Raw genomic sequence first — 4,711 nt, forward strand, 5'->3', positions numbered from 1 at the left:
GAGTACTGCTTCACGCGGCGAAGCAGCGACTCCGGGACGGCGTCGAGCAGTTCGAGTGCCGAGAACTCATTGTCGGCCACTCCTAAAAGGTACGCCCGATTTCTGGCGGATTCCTCCAACTGTGCAGTTATGCGCTCCCGGTGTCGGCGAAGGACACGCCTGCGGCCGTGACGTCGTCGATCTGGTACTGCTTGGCCGCCGCGATGGCCACCGAGGGATCGATCTCGCCGTCGCGTGCCAGGGCCTCCAGCACCGCGACCACGACGGACTCGGCGTCGGTGTTGAAGTACCGCCGTGCTGCCGGACGGGTGTCGGAGAAGCCGAACCCGTCGGTGCCGAGTGTGACGTAGGTGTTGGGCACCCACGGGCGGATCTGCTCGGGCACTGCCCGCATCCAATCCGAGACCGCGACGACGGGGCCCGCGGTGGATTCGAGCGCCTTGGTCACGTACGGGACGGCGGCGGGCCGCTCGGGGTGGCGCAGCAGTTCCTTCTCCACCGCGACGCCGTCGCGGTTGAGCTCGCCCCAACTGGTCACCGACCACACGTCCGCGGCGACGTCCCATTCCGCCGCCAGCAGGTCCGCTGCGCGCAGCGCCTCGGGCATCGCCACCCCCGAGGTCAGGATCTGGGCGACGCTGGTGCGCTTCTCCTTGGCCGCGCGGTAGCGGTAGATGCCGCGCAGGAGTCCTTCTGGGTCGAAGTTCTCGGGCTCGGCCGGCTGGACGTACGGCTCGTTGTAGATGGTGATGTAGAAGAAGACGTTCTCCGGGTCCTCGCCGTACATTCGCGCCAAGCCGCTCTCGACGATGTAGGCGATCTCGTAGGCGAACGCCGGGTCGTAGGCAACCACTGCGGGATTGGTCGACGCGAGCAGTACCGAGTGTCCGTCGGCGTGCTGCAGGCCCTCACCGGTCAGGGTGGTGCGTCCCGCGGTGGCGCCGAGGACGAAGCCGCGGGCCATCTGGTCGGCCGCCGCCCACAGGCCGTCACCGGTGCGCTGGAAGCCGAACATCGAATAGAAGATGTAGAGCGGAATCATCGGCTCGTTGTGCGTCGAGTACGACGTGCCCACGGCGGTGAACGACGCCGTCGAGCCGGCCTCGTTGATGCCCTCGTGCAGGATCTGCCCGATTTCGCTTTCCTTGTAGGCCAGCATCAATTCGGCGTCCACGGCCGTGTACAGCTGGCCGTTGCGGTTGTAAATCTTCAGGCTCGGGAACCACGAGTCCATGCCGAACGTGCGCGCCTCGTCGGGGATGATCGGGACGATCCGCTTGCCGATCTCCTTGTCCCGCAGCAACTCCTTGAACGTCCGCACGGTCGCCATGGTGGTGGCGACGGCCTGGTTGCCCGAACCCTTCTTGAGCGCCTTGTAGACGTCGCGGGCGGGGAGCTTGAGCACCTTGGCCTTGTTGCGTCGCTCGGGCAGGAAGCCGCCGAGCGTGCGGCGCCGGTCCAGCATGTACCGGATCTCCGGGGCGTCGGGCCCTGGGTGGTAGTACGGCGGCAGGTACGGGTTCTCCTCGAGCTGCTCGTCGCTGATCGGGATGCGCTGGGCGTCGCGGAAGTCCTTGAGGTCTTGGAGCGCGAGCTTCTTCATCTGGTGAGTGGCGTTGCGGCCCTCGAAGTGCTTGCCCAGCGTGTAGCCCTTGATGGTCTTGGCGAGGATGACCGTCGGCTGGCCCTTGTGCTCGGTGGCGGCCCGATAGGCGGCGTAGACCTTGCGGTAGTCGTGACCGCCGCGCTTGAGGTTCCAGATCTCGGCGTCGGTCATCGGCTCGACCAGTGCCTTGGTTCTGGGGTCGCGGCCGAAGAAGTGGTCGCGGACGTAGCCGCCGTCGTTGGCCTTGTAGGTCTGGTAGTCGCCGTCGGGCGTGGCGTTCATCAGGTTGACCAGGGCGCCGTCGCGGTCGGCGTGCAGCAACGCGTCCCATTCGCGACCCCACACCACCTTGATGACGTTCCAGCCTGCGCCGCGGAAGAACGACTCCAGCTCCTGGATGATCTTGCCGTTGCCGCGCACCGGGCCGTCGAGGCGCTGCAGGTTGCAGTTCACCACGAAGGTCAGGTTGTCCAGGCCTTCCAGGGCGGCGACGTGGAGAAGGCCGCGGCTCTCGGGTTCGTCCATCTCGCCATCGCCGAGGAACGCCCACACGTGCTGATCGGAGGTGTCCTTGAGGCCGCGGTCGTGCAGGTAGTGGTTGAACCGGGCCTGATAGATGGCGTTCATCGGGCCAATGCCCATGGACACCGTCGGGAATTCCCAGAAGTCGGGCATCAACCTCGGGTGCGGGTAGGACGGGATGCCGCCGCCGGGATGGCTGTGCTCCTGGCGGAACCCGTCGAGCTTGTCCGCGGTTAGCCGGCCCTCGAGGAACGCGCGGGCGTAGATGCCGGGCGAGGCGTGACCCTGGATGAAGACCTGGTCGCCGCCGCCGGTGTGCGCCTTGCCGCGGAAGAAGTGGTTGAAGCCGACCTCGTAGAGCGCCGCAGACGATGCGTAGGTCGAAATATGGCCGCCCACACCGACTCCCGGTCGCTGCGCACGGTGCACCATGATGGCGGCGTTCCACCGGATCCAGGCGCGGTAACGCCGTTCGACGTCCTCATCGCCCGGGAACCACGGCTCCAGTTCGGTCGGAATCGTGTTGACGTAGTCCGTCGACGTCAGCGCCGGAAGGGAGACGCGCTGTTCGCCAGAGCGCTCCAGCAGGCGCAGCATCAGGTACCGCGCGCGGGCGGGGCCCGAGCGTTCCAGCAGGGCGTCGAACGACTCGAGCCACTCGGTGGTCTCTTCGGGATCGATGTCGGGCAGATAGGAGGCGACGCCGTCGCGGATTACGCGCACCCTGTCGGGTTCGCTTGCGGCGCCAGAGTTTTGAGCCAGGTCTTGGCGCGCGAACTCGGTGGTCAACTGAAGCTCCTTGGTTGGAGTGATCTGGGGCTCGTGACCCCTTCAAACGTGACTTTCATCTTCATTTCAAGTCGTACTCATCGTGCCCCCATCGTGCCGCATGTGTTGCATCGGGGTTGGCCTAGTGAAATGAACCGGCGATGAATCGGGCCAGACGGTACGGTCTGAAGACTGTGACGACTGGGCGGCGGAAATTACGGCTGCGTGTCGTCGGCCTCGTCGTGGGCAGCCTCGCAGGCCTGGCGATGATTGTGGTCGGCTGCACGGGCGTCACGAAGGGCACCGCGACCTTCGACAAGGCCGACGCACCCGAATACCGGGCGTCCGTGGCGTCGAGTTCGGCCGCCCGCGAGTCGGAGCGGCAGGTGGCCGTCAGAAAGGCGGCCGTGCACACCTCCTGTGACGCCTTCGGCTCCAGCAGCGGCGACTCGGTGGCAGCGGTCAATGCCTACGTGGACGCGTACAACAACGACGCGCCCGACGCGACGAGCAAGTCCGGGCCGGCGATCGACGCGCTCAACAAGAGCGCTGACCTGGTTTCGGGGAGCCTGACCGACCCGCTGCCCACCGATCTGACCAATGCCCTCAACGGCTGGGTCGACGCCGCTCGGCAGCTGGCCGACGCCGTTTCGCGCACGTCGGGACCGGATGACTTCAACGCCGCCATCCGCCATCTCAACGATTCGAAGACCTCGGCTGCGACCGCCTGCGAGGCTGCTTATTGATCGTTCGGGACGCCAGGAGTCGGGTGATGCGCCCCGGCGTGCAACGATAGGGCAAAAGCTGAACACGCTGGCTGAAGGAGGAGAGAGTGGTTGCGGCGGACTCGCCGAACTACGCCCAGAAATTGGGCATCGAGAAGAATCAGCTCGTCCAGGAACTTGGCTGGGACGAGGACACAGATGACGAGATTCGGTTCGACATCGAGGACGCGAGCGGTGGCGAGCTTCTCGACGAGGACGCAGAAGACGTCATCGACGTCGTGCTGCTGTGGTGGCGTGACGACGACGGCGACCTCGTCGACCGATTGATGGACGCGATCACCCCGCTGGCCGAGGACGGCGTCGTGTGGGTCGTCACGCCCAAGACCGGCCAGCCCGGTCACGTGCGACCGGCCGACATCGCCGAGTCTGCGCCGACTGCGGGTCTGATGCAGACCTCGTCGGCCAACCTCGGCGACTGGATCGCGAGCCGGCTGGTACAGCCGAAGTCCAAGACGGCGGGGCGCCGCTAGCGTGCTCGACGTCGGTGCCGGCGCGCCCGACTTCACGCTGAAGAACCAGGACGGCCGGCCCGTCACGCTGAGTACGTTCCTGGGCGCCAAGGACGTGTTGTTGGTGTTCTTCCCCTTGGCGTTCACGGGGGTCTGCCAGCGTGAGCTGGACGAGATCAACGCCCACCTCGTGGACTTCGTCAACGACGACACCCAGACCCTGGCGATCTCCGTTGGGCCGCCGCCGACCCACAAGGTCTGGGCCAGGCAGAGCGGGTTCGCGTTCCCGATGCTGTCCGACTTCTGGCCCCACGGTGAAGTGGCTCAGGCGTACGGCGTGTTCAACGCCGACGCCGGGTTCGCCAACCGCGGAACGTTCGTGATCGACCGTGCGGGCATGGTCAGGTTCGCGGAGATGAACGGTCCGGGGGAGCCCCGCGATCAGTCGGTGTGGACGGACGCGCTCGCCGCGTTGCGCACCGACTGACGGGATTTCCCGTGGCGGCTCGTCGCCGTGTAGCCTGCCCGAGCACGGGCGTGTAGCTCAGTGGTAGAGCTCTGGTTTTACACACCAGCGGTCG

General features: G+C 66.4%; 4 protein-coding genes. 3 read left to right on the forward strand and 1 reads right to left on the reverse strand.

Annotated elements, in window-relative coordinates:
• Window positions 1–127 precede the first annotated feature (127 nt).
• Window positions 128–2,917 carry a pyruvate dehydrogenase (acetyl-transferring), homodimeric type gene (gene aceE, locus ACRDUX_RS15945; RefSeq protein WP_526414987.1) on the reverse strand — a complete coding sequence of 930 codons (2,790 nt, stop codon included), beginning with the start codon at window positions 2,915–2,917 and terminating at the stop codon, window positions 128–130.
• 173 nt (window positions 2,918–3,090) lie between these two features.
• Between aceE and ACRDUX_RS15950 the strand changes: the two genes are divergently transcribed.
• The 3 genes from ACRDUX_RS15950 to ACRDUX_RS15960 all read left to right on the forward strand — a co-directional run bounded on the left by ACRDUX_RS15950 (window position 3,091) and on the right by ACRDUX_RS15960 (window position 4,617).
• Window positions 3,091–3,642, forward strand: coding sequence for an Rv2240c family protein (locus tag ACRDUX_RS15950; protein ID WP_526414988.1), 552 nt, complete (start codon window positions 3,091–3,093; stop codon window positions 3,640–3,642).
• An 86-nt stretch (window positions 3,643–3,728) separates the two neighbouring features.
• Window positions 3,729–4,151 carry a DUF3052 family protein gene (locus tag ACRDUX_RS15955; RefSeq protein WP_526380204.1) on the forward strand — a complete coding sequence of 141 codons (423 nt, stop codon included), beginning with the start codon at window positions 3,729–3,731 and terminating at the stop codon, window positions 4,149–4,151.
• 1 nt (window position 4,152) lies between these two features.
• On the forward strand, window positions 4,153–4,617 hold the full coding sequence (locus ACRDUX_RS15960) for a peroxiredoxin (protein ID WP_526414989.1): 465 nt from the start codon (window positions 4,153–4,155) through the stop codon (window positions 4,615–4,617).
• The last annotated feature ends 94 nt before the right edge of the window (window positions 4,618–4,711 follow it).

It is taken from the genome of Mycobacterium sp. (assembly GCF_050701675.1).
Classification (GTDB): domain Bacteria; phylum Actinomycetota; class Actinomycetes; order Mycobacteriales; family Mycobacteriaceae; genus Mycobacterium.